A 16,276-nucleotide genomic window follows, 5' to 3' on the forward strand; every position below is an offset into this window, starting at 1 on the left:
CCTTCTCACCTGATGCCGACAAAACGCATGCACGCCAACCCGAAGGCGGCACCGACGCTACGAGCCAGACACCAGGTGATCAGGATCCAACCACCGCGATACGCGGCGACCTCACTTTGACACTGACCCGATGCTAACGGCGAGCCGTCGAGAGCCGCAGTAGCTTCTGGTGAGTCTGTGTGTAGGGACACCTCGGGTGGGGTGTGGGTTTTCACGCGGCGTCGGGTGCGGGTGACCGCCCGCGTGCCCGGCAAGTGACGAGAAACTACAGCTGGTGGCGGTCGGGCAATGGGCGGATTATCTTGCCCCAGGCAGTCTGCAGCCAAAGCGAGGACCATGATCATATGACTGACCTAGGGGACCTGGTGGGAGCTAGTGATGATGCTGCTGCGTTGGCCGCGTGCACGGTCGGCCAACGCATCGTGGGCGATGTCGTCGTCGTGTGCATAAGTGGTGTGCTCGACCTCGTCACGGCCCCCACCGTGGAGGCTGCCCTAGACGAGGCCCTGGGCCAGCATCCGGCCGCGCTGATCGTCGACCTGCTCGAGGTGGACTTCTTGGCAGCTGCGGGCATGACGGTTCTTCTTAGGGCGCGCGAACGCATCGGCACGTCGGCGAGATTCGCCGTCGTCGCGGCGGGATCGGCCACTGCTCGCCCCATGAAGGCCATCGGGATCAGCGACCAGCTGGGGATGCAGACATCCCTCGGCGAGGCCTTGCAGGCCGTACGGGTATAGCGGTCAACCTCGGCGGGTATCGCCCTAATACCATGCCCGATCCGACAGGCTCTGACGGCTTCACCAGGCGCGCAGTTCCCGCCGACGCCTCTCATGCTGCCCGGATACGCGACGAATTCGATCATTGGCTCATCGGAAACTTCGCTCTGGGGCCCGAACTACACAACGATCTGCTCTTGGCCGCCAATGAAGCGCTCGCCAACGCAGCCTCGTACGCCTACGCCGGGGACGACTCATCGGGAACGATGACTCTTGACGCGAACTACGACCCCGCACGCAACACCTTGACCGTCGTGGTCGCCGATGAGGGCCGCTGGCAGGCTCCTCAACCCCCTTCGCCCCGACGAAATGGTGGACGCGGCATTCCGCTCATCCACGCCCTGGCCGATCGAGCCTCCGTTGAGCCGAGCGCGCACGGAACCACGGTGCACATGCAATGGAACGGGGTGCGCCACACCCCAGGGACTCCTAGGTGAGGTTCGGCCCGACCGGTAAAGCCGTGCTGCTCCGACCGCGTGAACCCACTGCGACTACTCCTCAGCGCTCTTTGAGCGACACTCGGAAGATCGGCACCGGCTTGGGCGTCGTCACATTTTGGACGTGATCCTGAACCCTGAAATGTGCGGATGCCCGGACATTTTGGACGTGATCCTGAACCCTGAAATGTGCGGATGCCCGGCCGCATGACAGCGTTGTATCGCTGCGGCAGAGACCTACTGCTTGGCCTACTCGGCGTTGGGGGCGGCGGCGCCGCCTTCCAAAAACGCTGCGCTACTGAACGTCTCGACCGGGTCGCTGTCGGCGCCGCCTGAAGGAAAGCCACAGCAACCCGTTGGTACTGGCCTCCCCGTCCGGTTGTCTTCCCGGGCCCGCGACGGCTAAAACGCGCGCAACATGCCTCTGCCGAGCATGCGGAATACGTTCTCGCACGGCGGACGTCGGGGGACTGGCCACCGGTGACCAGCATCGTGGACGTGGAGGTGAGCGTGCTCAGCGCCGCAGTGAACCGTCACCCCGGGTTGGGTGCTAATCAGATTCCATGCGACTCAACAGGATTCGGACTGCAGTGGTGATTAGTGCCCGATCGTTGGTGAGGGCAACATCGAAGCGTCGGTCCCCATCGGCGCCCGAGGTCGCCTGGTCGCGGCGCTCGCGTGCGATGAGCGCGGCGGAGGCGGTCGCCCCCAACATCAAGACGATCCATTCGGCACTCAGCGGATCGGAGTCCCCAGTGCGACGCCACGAACCCCCGATTTCTTAGGTGATGCCGTGGCCGAAGACGACTACCAGCGGACAGGTGGCGGTCAGCTCGCGGTAGATCCGCCGGGTAGCGCCGGTGAAGAACTCGGCTCGTTGCAGGCCGGTCAGCACCACTGGAGGATCGGTGGACTCGAGGGCTTGTCGTTCCAGATGGTGTTCACGTCGAGGGTGCGGTGTGCCCTCGATCGGCGTCGAAGGTATCGATGTCGAAGTGGTCGAGCAAGTCTAGATTGCTCAGCACCGCTTCGACCGGCCCGCCCGCCACGCCATGAAGATGAAGCGGAGTGCCGGCTCGTCCAGCCAAGGCCCCGGCCATCACCAAAGCATTGGCACCCGGGGCATCGATGACGGCCACGGCTGACAGATCGATTGCCACACAAGGTGGCCTGAGGTGCAATTCATCGGCGATCAGAAGGGTCAACTCAGCGGCTGCATCGCCAAGTAACTCCCCTTCTACGCGAACGATGGCGAGGCCGCAGTCCTGACGATGGGCCGACACAGCACCAGTCGAGGCCGCCGAATCTTGGTCAGTAGTAATGAGGGCCCTCCGGCATCGAATGATAGACGACGGGTCTGCTCGTCAGCCTTTCCGATCGGGTTGCTCAGCGTCGACGATGTCGCGCTCGTGTTGCGTACGCCGCTCCAGCTCGTCTTCGCTGAGATGCTTGGCCTCCTTGGCATGCTCCCGGTGGTCTGGGTGCACCTCCTCAGTCGGCACCATCACGTCGTTGAGGTCAGTTGCATCGTTTGACGTCATCCCAAGTCGGTACCCGTTCTTCCGAACGTTCACTCGAAACGTCCACCACCGGGACGTAGCTCGTAAGGGTCGTGAGTCCAACGTTGACGTCAGTCTTCAAGTGACGACGCGGGTGTGGCTCTGCGTGCACCAATTCGAGCGATCCTCAGTGCAACGCGCCTCCGAAGGTCGCCAGGGGCTCATTGAGGAGACGGGCCGAGATTCGTCATCGGGACGCCCGTCTTGCTGGCGCCGTCCAGTTGTCGTTCAGCGCTGTGGGCAATGCGCTCGGCTGCGGCCTCGATGAGTCCGCCGAGGGCAAGCTGACGTACCGGTCCCCTGGTTCGCGACAACTCGATGAGGTCCTTCGTCACCTGCTCTGCGACGAGGATCAATCTGACGTTGTGGTCTTGAGACTGTTTCCGCAGCACCTGAAAGGCTTCGTCGGCGTCGATGCCGTAGACGAACATGAGCATGCCCTTGGCCTGCTCGATGATGGCGCGACGTTCCGTGACGGCGTGAAGCTCGACGGTGAGCCGGTCCTGCTCCTCAGTACTCAGCGCCGCAGCAGTCGTCGGACCTGTCTCCTGCATCTCCACTCCAGCTCATCGGTGCGTTCTGCGGCGCTGAACGAGTCTGCTCGATCAACGAGAGCGGACTCAGCGGCGCGGACGGCGACGTTTACCCCATATTCGGAACAACCACTCGCAAGGACGGGGCCAAACTGAACAAAACGTCCAACATTTGGTGGCACGTCGTTTTGCCTGGGCGGCCCATAGGAGGCGCCGGTCGACGTCGGCGCTGTGGCAGCAGCTGGCGCCACAGAGACGATTCGTTGACCTTTTTACTTCGGACCGCTAGAACCCAACGGTCATGGCACGAACTGGAGTCAAACTTCCTCAGCCTGGTACGGCAAGGATGCACCCGAAACCGATCGTCCTGACAATTCGACTAGTTGGGAGGTCCCTGCTGCGTCAGTCCTGCCTCATGATCATCGACGAGCCGTCGGGCCAGGGTCACCAGTTTGGTGTTGAGGGTTTGGGACGCTCGGGTGAGCAGATGGAACGCCGCGAACCCGGTGAGGTTCTCTCGGGCCATGAGTAGCCCCTTGGCTTGGCCGATGACGTCGCGGCTGGCCAGGGCGGAGTTGAACTGTGCGGTTTCTTGAGCGCCGATCATCGCCACCGCGCCATGTTGGGCGAGCACCGCGCCGATCACTTCCGATTCGTCGGTGAACACCTCTGCCGCATCGCCGTAGAGGTTCAGTGCGCCCAGGTTCTCCTCGCGCACGAACAGTTGAAAGGCCAGCACGCTGCGTACGCCGCGGTCGCTGGCCGCACGTCCCCATTGGGGCCATCGGGTGTCGGTGGAGGTGTCGGCGATGGACACCGTGTGCTGCTCGCGCAGGGCGTCGAGGCACGGTCCCTGATCGAGGTCGTTCTGCAGTGAATCCAACTCCGCGACCAACTCGTCGGTGGGTACTGAGGGGGTGACTTGCCTTTCTTCGATCAGGGAGATACCCGCCCAGCGCACACCGGGCACGAGCTTGACCGCGGCTTCGACGATGCTCTGCAGCGTCGTCTCGGTATTGGACTGTGCTTGCAGTTCGATCGCCAACCCGCCCAGCACTTCAACCAAGGTGTCGCCGGAGTGAGCATCGTCAGTATCGTGCTGCTGATCTGCCACCAGATGGACAGTAGTCCGGCTCAGTTAGCTTGACGTTCGCCCCGGCGCGCCGCTTCAGTCGTCATCGTCGTCAGCGGCGTCGGAACGATGCCGCGCGGCCGCTTCCCTGTGCCGTGAAGCCGCTTTCGGGTCTTCGAGGCGGTCGTACAGCTTTGCCGCGGCGTCAGAGACCTCAGCGGCTTCACGGTGTGCACGAGCTGAAGAGCGGCGCGACTCATCAGCGCTTATGCGGGCGTCATCTGCTCGTTGACTCGCCGAGAGTTCGTCTGGAGCAGGAACACCCCGGGATGAGTCGGACACCCCCACATCGTATGTCGAGCCTCGATCCGCGCAGCGGAGTTAGGTGGAGCTGCGAGGGGCCCAGCCCCCCGGCAAATCCACCGTGCGCTGGAGGCAATAGACACCCAGAGCCGTCTCGTTTCTAGAGAAACGAGACACCTTTCGGAGCGCTGCTCCCCCACCCAGTAATGCCACGTCGCGGTGTCTCATATCTTGTCTCACACCGCGTGTCTCAGATCCCGCTGTCCGCGGGTGATGCGGACGGTGATCGAGCGCGACGAATGCGCCCACACCGCCCACCAGGGCGCGCCGCCAACACCCCGGTCGAGCTGTCCGACCAGGTCGCGTCCCTGGTCAGCGCCCACCAGCAGACCGTGGCGCGCCGCTTACCAGAAGACTGGGGCGATGCAGCGAGACCGGGCCATCGACCGCCACCTCGACATCCACCGCTCCCCGGAACGAGACTGGGACCATGGCTCCGACCTCAGCCTCTAGAGGGGTTGCCGAACAGGTGACCGTGCTCGCTAAAGGCGCGGGCCGGCGGTGAGTAGTTGAGGTATCTCCGGCGATGCCGGGTTCATTATCCGGGGAGACCCGCGGTGCCAGCTGGTGCCGTCGAATGTGATCTCGGTCAGCAGCTCGGCGTAGGGAGCCGGATCGGCCTGCGCGGCACCGAATCCGAAGACACGCTCACTGCCGAGCACCGTGGCTGCTACTGCTCGCGCTGGTAGTAGTCGATGGAAGGCGTTGCGGGCATTTTCCCCGGCGTGAGCGTTCAGGGCGCGCGCCACTGTAGCTAGGGTGGCTTCCCCGAAAGGAACGTAGAGCGTCGGGGAGGGCAGTTCGGCCCACAGCCCCCACATCCACCAGGGCACGCGCCGCTCACTACGGGCGAGTGCTCGGCGTACGCCACGGCCAACTGCTTCGTGTCCGTGATGGCCATCGTCGGGATGCGGAGCGACGACTAGATGTGCATCGACCTCGTCGATCAGTTCTTCGAGTGCGTCGCTGACGAGGTGTTCTGCGTGAACTAGGTCATCGTTGCTGCTGATCGGTATAGGCGGGTCCATGATCACGGTGTCGAAGCCGATCCGTGTGGCGGCCTCGAGGAGTTCTTCGCGCCGGCGCTGTTGATCGGCCGGTTTGCCCAGTGAGCACGCCAGGTTCACTACCCGCCAGCCGTGGCTCTTGAGGAGCGCCAAAGTCGCACCTGCACCAAGGATTTCGTCGTCGGGGTGCGGACTGACTACCACCACGGTCTTCACGGAGCGTCATCTCCATGGTGGTGAAGATGATCGACTTCGTCGTCCCGGCCACCATCCCCGTCGTCGTCCTCGACGTCGTCCTGATCGTCGTCGTCCTCGTCGTCGACGTTGTCGACGTCGTCGCGTAGGTCTTGGCCGCCGACCACTCGCAGGTGGCTGCGGCTGCCCGGGGCCAGCTCGGCGCGCACCTCCAAGTCTGCGCTGCTATCCAGCCGTTTGGCGATCAACACCGCGCGGCCCTCGTCGCGGCACACCACGTGGGGAGGCACCCGCTTGTAGCGGACCGGATGCGGCCGCGGGGGGTTGGCGAACATCTCCTTGAGATGGGCCAACGTGATGGGCGTTGGTGCCTCACTAGCACCCCTAACCCAGTACGCCGGGATTCCCAAGGCGACCAGCACCAGCAATCCGCACGCGTCGTGGACGGTCGAGGCGTCGGTGGTGATCAGCCCTTCCAGCCTGAGAGCGGCCATCCCGTAGGTAGCCGGTGCCCCACCGGCGGTGGTCACCGTCAGTGGAGGATCAACCTCCTCACTCTTACCGAAGGGCAGAGCTGGCAAGCCCCAGCTGGTGGTGGAATCAAGAAGCACTGCCGACCGCCGCCGTGCCCGAGGCATGGCCGCGACAGTCGCGATGAAGCCTGGCCGGACGTGCTCAGGTGCCACCTTTGGCTCGAGCAACAGTTCTTCGACGTCGTCGGGGTCAAACAGGTCCCGTACGAATACCGAGTCGGTGTCGCACAGCAGGCCTACCGCATCACCGCTGGAGTTCACGATCGACACCATGACCAGATGCCAGTCGCCGCTGGCGGTCATCACGTACATCAGTAGGTTCGACGAGAATCCCCAGCCCAGGCAGTCGTGCAACGAGCTGCCGTCGATTGCGTCGATGTGAAATCCGACCTGTCCTACCGGGTGCGGCTTGAACCATTCGTTCCACTCGCCCGGGGTGCTTTCCTCCCCCACCACTACGCACCCGGGGTAAAGCTCCTCCAACAACGCCACCAGTGCGTCGTGACAGCCACGGTCAGCCTTCGTCTGTCGCAGACCACTGGAGTCCGCCTTGCCCGATCGGTCGGGATCCCAGGCGTCTGCTCCCGAAACCCGCAACCGTTCTAGGTGATCGATGACCACCTCGTCGGGCATCGCATCGACGATTCGGCGGTCCTCCAGATCGATGACGTCGTCCTCATGGGCGTCGGCTGCTCGATTTTGTTGACGAGCCAGACGGATGATCTGCAGCTGCGCCTTCGCGCACAACCGGAAGGCGTTCAGCAGATTCTGGCGGCGGGGAACATCTCCAACTACGGCCACGCTGGCCCTCCTGTCGGGTCGGTGGGTGGTCAACGCCAAGTGTATCTCGGTTACATGTAATAGCGAAGGGGTAACTTATTGATGCACGAAGGAGAACTTTCACCATGCTGTGTTACCGTTTCCCGCGTCGGATGGCTCTGTTGCCGCGCACTGTGCTCAGCAAAGACTTACCGCCCGGCACGATGGCCCATGACTCACTCTGGATCACCGTCCTGAACTGCACATGTATAGAAGGGGACTGATTGCGATGGCACCTTCCCAGGAGCCGAAGCGGCCCGTAACCGCAAAGCTATCGATGACGATGTTCGACCAGATCACAGCGCTGGCGACCATCAAGCGCATCAGCGCTGCCGAGGTCATCCGCCACAGCATCGACGCCTACCTCAAGCAGCGGCTCAAAGACCCCGAGTTGTCCGCCAAGATCGACACGGCCATGAGGCGGCACCATGCCAAGCTCGCGGTCCTCACTGGCGGTCCCCCGGCTCACTTGACGACGGCCCCCCCGCCGCGCCCCCGTGCGCACGACGAGAAGTCAGTGTCCTTGCGCATCACCGACAGAGACCTGGATCAGTTGACCAGTTTCGCCCTACTCGACGACACCAGCGTTGCCGACCAGCTTCGCTCTGCTGTAACCGATTACATCGAGAACTGCCGCAATGACGCGCGGCTGCAAGAGGAAATCGAAGAGTCTCGCGAAACTCACCGACAGATCTTGGCCGCACTCGCCTAAGTGCGTGTCCCATGCTCGACTCGAACCCCCGGGGACTTGTTCCCCGGGGGTTTTCGCTGATTACAGCCAACGTGCCGGGCCGATGGCGTCTTTCATGCAGGAAGACCACCGCGTGCACGCTGCAGCCTGAAGGCGCAGGGCGCAGAACCTTTCAGAATCCGTACACGTTCTCGATGCTGACGAACATGCCGCGGCCGGTGGCTTCGCTGGTGAACATCGTTCCGTTGCTGCGGGCGTCGATGGTCCAGCCGCTGAGCTGTTGTGTTTGGCCGTACTCAAGCACGAGGTCGTCGTCCGGGTCGGGACCGCCGATGTTGCCTTCGTTCCACTCGAAGGCTCCGCTGGCATCGATGGCGGCGAGATTCCAGTTCCTGCCCCCGGTGGTGCTGACGGGGGCTTGAGGGAATCCATCGACGGAGTTTCTTTCGCATACCACCGATGCAGTCGATACCGCACATCGCACTTGGCCAGATTTCGTACTCAAGTACGTGGTCACGCCGTCACTTGGCGAAGGCGGTATCGAGCTGGCCGATGATGTCGCCGAGGGCACAGGCGCCGCGATACCACGCGTGCTCGTGGGCGGCGTCGAGGAGGCGGTGACCTCTGTTGTCCAGAGGCATTGCGGGGATCGCACGGCGAACAGGTTCGGTTCGCCGTTGGCATTCGGCTGGCCGGAGACCATCTGCACGACGTCGACGTCGGCTTTGAATTCACCGGTCCCGAGGATCTTCGGCTGCGCACTGAGATCCAAGACGATCGTGAGGACGCGGCCCGCTGAACTCACTGACGTCAACACATTCGGGTTCGACTCGTCGAACTCGGATACGTCGGCGCGCCAACCCTGACTGACACTCGGCGACGGTGAGGTCACCTGAATGACAGCCTCGCCGGGGGCATGTTGGGGGTGTATCAGGAAGTCGGTGTGAATACTTCCCGGTGCGTCGATGGGACCCAGCGCAGTGTTGACCACGCGTGGCTCCGGCGGAATCCGAGACGCAAACTCGACGGCGAGTTGAAGCTGATCTCGACCGGGATGAGAGAGGGCGACTTGCCGGATCCGGGCAGCCCCGGGTGGGTCAGCTCCCTGAACGTCGGCGCGGAACGCACATCCCATGGTGTGCGGTAAGGCAGCCCACCGACTCGCCGCTGGACCGGCTTGCCCAGAGCAACTTACGGTCAGGACCAAGGCTGTTAGTGCCCAAACTGCGTAGATTCCCCCCGGCCCGGGCTTCATAGCGCCAGATCATCGCAGACCGTTGCGAGAGAGGTGGCGCTGTGCGTCCAATACGCAGTCGGCAATGACTGAGGATGCGTCCCTTGCCTCCGTGCCGACTGCGGTAGTTAACGTACTTCGATGTGAGGCCGACCGACGAGCCCTTAGTTGCGGTAGCTGTCTCACGCTGCAGACAATGAGACGGGCGCCGGATGATTCTCAGTTTGGCGATGTGGTGCTAGCCCGGCGATGACCTTGTCGAACCAGATGACGGCGCGCCCGCGACGCGGGCGTTAGAACCGCCTCCACCAGACCGCTCAGCGCGTCAGGACCCGGACCCAGATAGGCGGTCGCCGATCTCGCGCCCTCAACTCGCAATAGGCACGTCCGACACATGAGCAAGGTCACTTGATCGCGCGCTGACGCCGCGCCCTAGGCTTCTCCGGACCACACAGAAGCTGCGCTAGCACCTTGGGGGAACCGGCCAGATGGCAGACGAGACCAACGTCCTCGACCAGCTGATCGGCCAGATCCAGGAAGAGTCGCTGCGTAACCGTCTCGCCCGAGAAGTGGAGCTGTTGCGCGGGTCTCGCCGCTTCGGCCTCGTCTTCGACCGGCACCTGCCCGAGTCGGTTCGCCTGGTTGATCACCCAATCCGCAAGGGCATCCGAGTCGCACTGCGCGACGAGTCCACTGCTGAGACGTGGACGGTGGTGCGATTCACCGACACGACCCGCACGGTCGCCGTGCTCGACGGTGAGGGTGGCGAACGGCCGGTAAGTGACCTCGTCGTGGTCCGCGAGTTCGGAGAGCCGATCTACCCTGGCCTGCAGTCGATCGAACGGATACCGAATGGGGCCGTGGACGCCCCTTGGCATGTGGTGATCAACGGTGAGAATTTCCATGCACTGCAGGCGTTGCGATCCACCCACCGCGAGAAGGTCGACCTGATCTACATTGACCCGCCCTACAACACCGGCGGGGGCGACTGGATCTACAACGACCGGTACGTCGACGCGGCAGACCGCGCGAAGTCATCGAAGTGGCTGTCGTTCATGGAGCGGCGGTTACTTATCGCCCGCGACCTGCTCAAGCCCACGGGTGTGGTCATTGTGGCCATCGGAGACGACGAACATCACCGCCTACGGATGCTGCTGGACCAGGTGTTCGGGGACCAGAACTTTATCGCCAACATTACGTGGCAGGGAGGTGGGTCCTCACTCTCTCGCTTCCACGCCGGCGGCCTTGACTACATGCTTGTCTACTGCCGGGAAATGTCGGTGCTCACTGAGGGTGGCGTCAGATGGAGGGTGGAAAAAGAGGGCTTACAAGACGTGTTGGACGCCGCTGCCAGCGCTTGGGAGCAATCGGGTCACAATTCGGCGGCCGCGTCGCGGTTGTTGTCAGCGTGGTGGAACAGGAACAAAACCAAATACGACCCGGGCCTGGGCGACAACGTGAAGGTCGATGAGGACGGCACGGCCGTGAAGGTTGGCGATCTTGGAAACAGCCTCTACAGGCCGAACTTGCGATATGCGATCACTGATCCGGCCACCGGCATCGTCTACGAACCTCCCAACAACGGGTGGAGCTTTAGGCGCGAAACGATGGACGAGATGATCGCCGCAGGGCGGATCTTGTTCGGGGGACGGCCTAGGTGGAAAACCCCGCTCCACGAGATGTCGATGCGGAGCGTTGTGCCGACGTTCTACCGGGATCGCAGAGCCGCGAGCCAGCATCTGGCCAAGGTTCTCGGGACCAAAGACTTCCCCTACCCGAAGGATGTCGAGGTGATCGCGCGTTGGTTGAGCATCGCCACGACGAACGATCCAGATGCGGTGATCCTGGATTTCTTTGGAGGGACCGGAACGACTGTCGAGGCCGTGTTGAGGCTGAATGCCCAAGATGGCGGTCAGCGTCAGGCAATCCTGGTGACAAACAACGAGGTGGGCGCACCAGCCGCTAAAGCTCTCCGCAAGGTGGGGCTGCATCCGGGCGACGAGGAGTGGGAGGCCCGCGGGGTGTTTGAGTCCGTTTGCCGTCCCCGTATCTCTACGGTAGTCACGGGTACGCGTCCGGACGGGTCGGTGTTCTCCGACGGGATCGCGGCGAACGTCGAGTTGTTCGACCTGACCTACCTCGACCCTTCTTCAGTGCGTCGAGGGCAGGAGTTCACCGCCGTCGCCCCGTTGTTCTGGCTCGAAGGCGGTGCCCGTGGCGGACGGATCGAAGCTCTGCCGGAGGCAGGATGGGCGCTCGCCGACGTTTACGGCGTGCTGTTCGACATAGACGCGCTCACTGGGTTCGCCGCCGCGGTGACAACCGCAACGATCGACGGCCGTGCGCCGTCCGTGCTCTTCGTCATCACCGATTCCCCGGCCGAGTACCAGGAGGCGGTCGAACGGCTGCCGGTCGGGATCGAGACGGTCCAGCTGTACGAGGACTACCTGTCCAACTACACCATCAACACCTCTGGTAGCACTCGGTGAAGTTCACGCTGGAGCCCTACCAGAGCAATGCGGTGGAGTCGGTACTAACGAATTTGGCGAAAGCTCGCGCCGGGTACCTGGAGGACGGTGAACGCACCGCTGTTGGCCTCACTGCGCCTACCGGGGCGGGAAAGACGGTCATTGCCACGGCAGTGTTGGAAGGGCTCTACCTCGGCACTCCGACATGGCCCCCAAACCCGAACTTGACGGTGCTGTGGATCACCGATGACCGCTCACTAAACGCGCAAACGATCGGCAAGATTCACCAGGCATCCGGCGGTGCCATCGACATGAACAGGATCCGATACCTGGGCGAGGCCGATCAACGCACGCTGGAACCTGGCCTAATTTACTTCGTGCACATCCAAGCGCTGCAAAAGAACTCGACGTTGCACGCTGTGCGCCCCGACGGCACCCGAAACGACAAGCGCACCTACGGCGGCTGGGACATGATCGCCAACACTGTGCGCGAGCGTGGGGCAGACATCCTTGTGATCTGGGACGAGGCGCACCGTGGGTCTAGCACGAGCAAGACCGAGCGGAAGTCGATCGCCGGCACCATTGTCGGAGGCGGGCAGACGAATCTTGGAACAATCCAGCCTCCCGCACCGGTGGTACTCGGGATCTCCGCTACCCCGGACCGTTTCGACGCGGCGATGCGCGCTGCGGACCGCACCATGCGGCCGGTTGCAATTTCACCCGGCGAGGTGCGTGAGTCCGGCTTGCTGAAGGATCGAATCCTGTTGCGCAGCATCGGCGAGTCGCAATCGGCTGACAACACCATGCTCGAACTGGCGGTCAAAGACTTGAAGGATTCCGACACGTCTTGGCGCACCCACCATGAGACGACGGGCGACCGGCTGGTGGAGCCACTACTCGTCGTGCAGGTGGAACCGATGGTGACCGAGACGCGGATTGCCGAGATTCTGTCGGTTATCGAGTCCGCATGGCCCGAACTCACCGACTTCGCTGTAGCGCATGCATTCGGCGACCCCCACGGCCCGTTGAAGGTGGGTGACCGGGCGGTGCGTTACCTTCCACCGGAGGCGATTTCCGGTGACGACCGCGCGAGAGTCGTGCTGTTCAAGTCTGCCCTGACGACCGGCTGGGACTGCCCACGCGCCGAGGTTCTGGTGTCTTTTCAAGGCAAGGATTCTTATACCGAGATTGCGCAGCTGATCGGCCGGCTCGTCCGGACCCCATTGGCCAAACGTCCCGAGAGTGGTGATGACCGCCTCGACGAAGTGGTCGCCTACCTGCCAGGCTTCCGCACCGAGCACGTCGTTCGGGTCGTCAACGCGCTTACCGAGGACGAGACCGTCCAGGTCGACATCGAGGTGGCCCCGGTGATCTGCGGACGTTCACCAAAGGTTCCGGGCGCGGTGTTCAACCTCCTCGATACGCTGCCGTCGTCTACCCGGGTGAGGGCGACGTTCCCTACACGCACGGCGCAGCTGATGCGGCTCGCCGCCACACTGACCGAGCACGGCCTCGTCAGTCAGGGCTCGGCGAAAGCGAAGAAATGGGTCATTGATCAGATGCGTGCCACGGACGGTCAGCGCTCCGACGAGGTCGACGCCAAGGTCACCGACATCATGTCGCTGATGATCGGCACCACGATGATCGCGTACGGCGAAACGATCATGCAAAGCGTCGGAAAGAGCGAGGCTCAAACCAACGAACGCGACCTGGACGGCTATTTCCGCCGCGCGCAACGGGTGCTGCCCGACGGGGCGGCAAGCTGGTACTTCAACGACCTGTGCGACGCCGGCGAGGATGAGATCGACGCCGCCGCGCGGCTAGTTGCGATGGCCGAACTCGGGTTCAAGGACATCATCGAAAAGCAAGCCGCCGAACTGATCCGCACGTGGCGGGATCAGCACCGGTCCACAGTGTCGCGCCAACCGCGCCACATCCGGGATCAGGTGGAACCACTGTGGCACCTCGGCGTTTCACCGATGCACCCGACGACAGTTGAGGCTCGCGATGTCTACTCCGCGGCAACAGAAAAAGTCCGCGGCCAGACCACCGAGGAGATCACCACCTACCCACATCACCTGTACGTGATTCCCGATGGCAAACCGCATGCGGGCGAGTTCCCCGTCGACACCTCGCGTTCGGCGTGGGAGGCCGAAGTGCTCGCCGCCGAACTGATTTCCGACACCCTGGTCGGTTGGTACCGCAACCCTTCCTCGGGCCGGCACGCACTGGCTGTGCCGTACGAGTTCGGTGACAAGTACCAGTTAATGCACCCGGACTTTCTGTTTTGGCACGACGACGGCGGCGGCAAGTACGTCATGGATATCGTGGATCCCCATCGCCACGATCTGGCCGACACCTCGGCGAAGTGGTCTGCGCTCGCGAGGTACGCGCAGTTCAACGCACATCAGGTCCGGCGCTGTTTGGCGGTAGCAAAGGTTGGCGGAGTGCTGCGGGCACTCGATCTGATGGCCGACGGTATCGACGAACGCGTCGCCGCGGCGACGAACCAGAACCTGATGGCGGCGCTCTTTGACAGTGAGGGCATGGCGTACTTGTGAACCTCGATTGGGTCTCGCTCTACGGGCAACTCCTGACCGCCCAGACGGTCCCCGTGTGTCCCAGCGGCCCTGGGCATTAAAACGGTTCAGGACTACTTCTATTACACGGGATAATGCAGGGAATCCCAGGTAATGGCACCTAGGCTGTCACGGTGACGAAACCCGGCCGGCCAGCCGCCCCGGCGCCCACGCACCCGGTCGCCGTGGTCGCCACCGAGTCCTTGACCGCCGACGAGGCCCGCTACGTCGACGCCGCCCGCTCCGCCAACACCGTGCGCGGCTACCGCGCCGACTGGACCGACTTCACCACCTGGTGCCACATCGCCGGCCACGAACCGCTCCCGGCGGATCCCGCCACCCTCACCGGCTACCTCACCCACCTCGCCGGGCGCGGCCTGAAGGTCGGCACCATGGGCCGGCGGCTGTCGGCGATCACCTTTGCCCACGCCGTACACGACGTGGCCGACCCCACCACCAACGCCCGCGTGCTCGCGGTGTGGGAAGGCATCCGCCGCACCCACACCACCCCGCCCGCCCAGGCCACCCCGCTCATGCCGCCACTGCTCCACGACGTCCTCGACGCCTGCCCCACCACCCGCCGCTGGACCACCCGCGACCCCGAACCCGACCTCGCCGGGCTACGCGACCGCGCCCTGCTCCTGGTCGGATTCGTCACCGCCCTACGCCGCAGCGAACTCGCCGCACTCGACCTCGCTCACCTCGCCGAACACCCCCGCGGCCTAGTCCTGACCATCCCGCGGTCGAAGACCAACCAAACCGGCGCCCACCCCGAACTCGTCGTCGTCCCGCACGGCACCCACCCCCACCGCTGCCCCGTCACCGCCCTACACACCTGGCTCGACACGGCCGACATCACCGATGGACCGGTCTTTCGGCCCGTCTCCAAGGGCAACCGCCCACTCCCCCGCCGACTACACCCAGAATCCGTGAACACCCTGGTGCGCAACGCCATCGAACGGACCGGCACCGACCCATCCGGCTACAGCGCCCACAGCCTCCGCGCCGGCTTCGTCACCCACGCCCACCTGCGCGGCGCCACCGACCGCGCCATCGCCCACCAAACCCGCCACCGCTCCCTCGCCACGTTGGGCGGATACGTCCGCATCCACACCGCCTGGGACGACAACGCCGCCACCCAGCTCGGGCTGTAGGCGTAGAACCGAGCGACGCATTGCCCGCGCGGGAAAAGATTAGTCAGCTCTTGAGCGACCGTTACTTGCTCAACTGCGACTGTTCAGAACCAGGGACATGAAAAGCGAAGCTACGACTGTTGGTATGGACAACGCCCAATCGAGTCCGTGAAAGTGAAAGAGCAACACCACCGGAATGATGGTCAACACAATGGCCATGGCCGCGAAACCGTGTGCATCACAAGACCATTGCAGATACTCGTCCTCCAACTCAGCCAAATCCGAGCCATCACAGACAGTTTCGAAAGACTCTGTCTCCACAGCCTGCGTGCTAACCGAGAGCCCGGGGACAGTCTCAGGACTTGGAGGAATCGTCTCGACGAGGCTGGTCGGTGATACCGCGTCGGAGAGGGCGTTGAGACCGGAGCCGTAGGTGCCACCGCCCCCAAGTTCTTTGATCCAGGGGGCACCAATACGGTCCCCGCCGGGCTTTGGTGACAATGCGTCGATGAGGCCGCTCATGCTAGAGCCGTAGGTGTCCATGACGGAGGGGTCGAGGGCTTTGGTGATCGAGGACAAGGCGCTCGCGCTGATGCCGAATTGTTCGGAGGCGTAGGTCTTCATCCAGGGCGCCTCGGCGATGTTGGGTCCGACGGTGTTCATGACGGAGGTGGCCAGGGCGCTCATGCCCGCGCCGTAACTGGTGTCGGGTCCGAGGGTCTTCATCCAACTGGTGGTGTCGGGGTCGAGGGCTTTGGTGATCGAGGACAAGGCGCTCGCGCTGATGCCGAATTGTTCGGAGGCGTAGGTCTTCATCCAGGGCGCCTCGGCGATGTTGGGTCCGACGGTGTTCATGACGGAGGTGGCCAGGGCGCTC

General features: G+C 63.5%; 15 protein-coding genes. 6 read left to right on the top strand and 9 right to left on the bottom strand.

From position 1 onward, the window contains the following. Positions 1-344 precede the first annotated feature (344 nt). Together LOK44_RS29180 and LOK44_RS29185 are read left to right on the top strand one after the other, a co-directional pair. Entirely contained in the window at positions 345-737 is a 393-nt protein-coding gene (locus tag LOK44_RS29180; protein ID WP_237573589.1) for an STAS domain-containing protein, read from the top strand. Between the two features lie 32 nt (positions 738-769). Next, entirely contained in the window at positions 770-1,213 is a 444-nt protein-coding gene (locus tag LOK44_RS29185; RefSeq protein WP_237573590.1) for an ATP-binding protein, read from the top strand. A 941-nt stretch (positions 1,214-2,154) separates the two neighbouring features. On the opposite strand, the gene LOK44_RS29190 is transcribed toward LOK44_RS29185, so the two are convergent. The 7 genes from LOK44_RS29190 to LOK44_RS29220 form a co-directional block, all read right to left on the bottom strand. Continuing rightward, the gene (locus tag LOK44_RS29190) at positions 2,155-2,496 is read right to left on the bottom strand and encodes an STAS domain-containing protein (RefSeq protein WP_237573591.1); all 342 of its coding nucleotides are present in this window, start codon (positions 2,494-2,496) and stop codon (positions 2,155-2,157) included. Positions 2,497-2,577: 81 nt separating this feature from the next. Next, positions 2,578-2,754, bottom strand: coding sequence for a hypothetical protein (locus LOK44_RS29195; RefSeq protein ID WP_237573593.1), 177 nt, complete (start codon positions 2,752-2,754; stop codon positions 2,578-2,580). A gap of 179 nt (positions 2,755-2,933) precedes the next feature. Beyond that, entirely contained in the window at positions 2,934-3,326 is a 393-nt protein-coding gene (locus tag LOK44_RS29200) for an ANTAR domain-containing protein (RefSeq protein WP_237573594.1), read from the bottom strand. 358 nt (positions 3,327-3,684) lie between these two features. Then, positions 3,685-4,419 carry a GAF and ANTAR domain-containing protein gene (locus LOK44_RS29205; protein ID WP_237573596.1) on the bottom strand — a complete coding sequence of 245 codons (735 nt, stop codon included), beginning with the start codon at positions 4,417-4,419 and terminating at the stop codon, positions 3,685-3,687. A gap of 497 nt (positions 4,420-4,916) precedes the next feature. Further along, positions 4,917-5,063, bottom strand: a complete 147-nt coding sequence (locus LOK44_RS29210) for a hypothetical protein (protein ID WP_237573597.1) — start codon at positions 5,061-5,063, stop codon at positions 4,917-4,919. Between the two features lie 159 nt (positions 5,064-5,222). After that, complete coding sequence (locus LOK44_RS29215) at positions 5,223-5,963, bottom strand: PIG-L deacetylase family protein (protein WP_237573598.1); 741 nt, start codon at positions 5,961-5,963, stop codon at positions 5,223-5,225. Beyond that, a complete protein-coding gene (locus LOK44_RS29220) occupies positions 5,960-7,276 on the bottom strand; it encodes an FIG domain-containing protein (protein ID WP_237573599.1) in 1,317 nt (438 codons plus the stop codon). The genes LOK44_RS29215 and LOK44_RS29220 overlap by 4 nt, the downstream gene beginning before the upstream one ends. Positions 7,277-7,571: 295 nt before the next feature. On the opposite strand from LOK44_RS29220, the gene LOK44_RS29225 reads away from it, so the two are divergent. Next, positions 7,572-8,006, top strand: coding sequence for a hypothetical protein (locus LOK44_RS29225; protein WP_237573601.1), 435 nt, complete (start codon positions 7,572-7,574; stop codon positions 8,004-8,006). A 151-nt stretch (positions 8,007-8,157) separates the two neighbouring features. Here LOK44_RS29225 and LOK44_RS29230 read toward each other — a convergent pair whose 3' ends face one another. Next, on the bottom strand, positions 8,158-8,976 hold the full coding sequence (locus LOK44_RS29230) for a hypothetical protein (protein WP_237573603.1): 819 nt from the start codon (positions 8,974-8,976) through the stop codon (positions 8,158-8,160). A gap of 731 nt (positions 8,977-9,707) precedes the next feature. On the opposite strand from LOK44_RS29230, the gene LOK44_RS29235 reads away from it, so the two are divergent. The 3 genes from LOK44_RS29235 (at position 9,708) to LOK44_RS30035 (ending at position 15,420) form a co-directional block, all read left to right on the top strand. Further along, positions 9,708-11,708, top strand: a complete 2,001-nt coding sequence (locus LOK44_RS29235) for a site-specific DNA-methyltransferase (RefSeq protein WP_237573604.1) — start codon at positions 9,708-9,710, stop codon at positions 11,706-11,708. Further along, positions 11,705-14,248 (top strand): DEAD/DEAH box helicase, encoded by a 2,544-nt coding sequence (locus LOK44_RS29240; RefSeq protein WP_237573606.1) that lies wholly within the window; start codon positions 11,705-11,707, stop codon positions 14,246-14,248. The genes LOK44_RS29235 and LOK44_RS29240 overlap by 4 nt, the downstream gene beginning before the upstream one ends. A 152-nt stretch (positions 14,249-14,400) precedes the next feature. Then, complete coding sequence (locus tag LOK44_RS30035) at positions 14,401-15,420, top strand: site-specific integrase (RefSeq protein ID WP_237573607.1); 1,020 nt, start codon at positions 14,401-14,403, stop codon at positions 15,418-15,420. A gap of 69 nt (positions 15,421-15,489) precedes the next feature. On the opposite strand, the gene LOK44_RS29250 is transcribed toward LOK44_RS30035, so the two are convergent. Beyond that, positions 15,490-16,276: hypothetical protein (locus LOK44_RS29250; RefSeq protein ID WP_237573608.1), on the bottom strand; the 787-nt coding region annotated here is incomplete at its 5' end.

The sequence above is a fragment of the Mycolicibacterium lacusdiani genome (genome assembly GCF_021916785.1).
Taxonomy (GTDB): Bacteria; Actinomycetota; Actinomycetes; order Mycobacteriales; family Mycobacteriaceae; genus Mycobacterium; species Mycobacterium lacusdiani.